General features: G+C 30.7%; 1 protein-coding gene. It reads right to left on the bottom strand.

Going from position 1 to position 1,271, the window contains the following annotated elements:
• On the bottom strand, positions 1-1,025 hold a 1,025-nt coding region (locus CXF78_RS00880; protein ID WP_145991289.1), incomplete at its 3' end, for a hypothetical protein.
• Positions 1,026-1,271 lie beyond the last annotated feature (246 nt).

The raw sequence follows: 1,271 nt of genomic DNA, 5'->3' as shown, positions 1-1,271 counted from the left end.
TTATTGATTTTTAAAAATGAGAAATTATATATAATTTTGTTTCTGCAATGATCATATGTCCCTAACCAAAGTTCAGTTGATAATAAATCATGTTCAGAGCAAGGAGTATTAGATAACTCTGTAGGGTGAAATGAAGATCTAAGCAATAAGCTTACATTTCGATCTAACTCAAATTTAGACGGAGACTTGAAAGAATCACCAAACAGAATTGTCCTAACCAAACTTTTTACATTTTTAATTTTAACTGTACTGTTTATTTTCAAATCAGAAGCAAAACCCTGAGCGCCTATGAAACTAGAACCTAATTCAGCAAACTTATTTTCAACTATGGAGTATATATCTCTTGATGAAGAATCTGAAAAACCATTTGTTGGGTGAGTTGCATTAGAAAAAAGCACTACACTAGTATTTTTTGTAGTTAGAGTTAAAATTGTAGACGGACTAACTACACCCTCCTGTTTATTAGGAGCCATAATAGTTCCATATACTTTAAACTTTAGCTTTCGAATCCAAGAAGCACTAATATGATTATAAAGCCGCCTAATATCAATATAAGGCCTTTTGATTGAACGCCTACGATATAGTACATCAGGGTAATTATCTGATAATGTTGTAATACTAATCACAGATTCGTATTTTGCAGATAGGCTAAACTCTCTAAATACATTTTCTATCTTATCGCACAAAAACTTCAAATAATCTAAATTAACATATCCAAAGTGCTTATATTCGTTAGATATGTTTGGCATGTAATGAGTATGAGTTGCAGATACAAAGCAAGTTAGATTATAATTGTTTGCGATCAATTCAATTTTATCATTGAGGGATTTCCCAATATATAATGCATCAATAAAGAGCATGCAAATTGGTCTGTTAGTCTGCTTAAAAAAAATAAATTTACAAACGCTTATATTATCATTATCTGCACTCGTCAATGTTAGCGCTTTACGCACAACACCACCACTACATGCGAGCTCTGACTCACAAAGCCAATCAAGACGGATCTCTTTAAAACTAATATTCATAACATCATTTTCCTTTTTGGTAAGAAGAAAGAAATACAATAAATGAATAAACCAACCACAAAAAGCTTCACAAGAAGACCCACAGTATAAGGCACTTCCATTTGCATCCCATGAATTATCAATATTGCAACAAATAAATCAGACTTGTATAATACTTTCTCGTAAATCTTCATAATGACAAAACTGAATTCAAACAAGAATATAAATGGAATTATATAAAAAATACCATAAGATAAATACAATAAT

It is taken from the genome of Shewanella sp. 11B5 (genome assembly GCF_002836795.1).
GTDB classification, from domain to species: domain Bacteria; phylum Pseudomonadota; class Gammaproteobacteria; order Enterobacterales; family Shewanellaceae; genus Shewanella; species Shewanella frigidimarina.
This window is presented reverse-complemented; position numbering and strand designations above follow the sequence as displayed.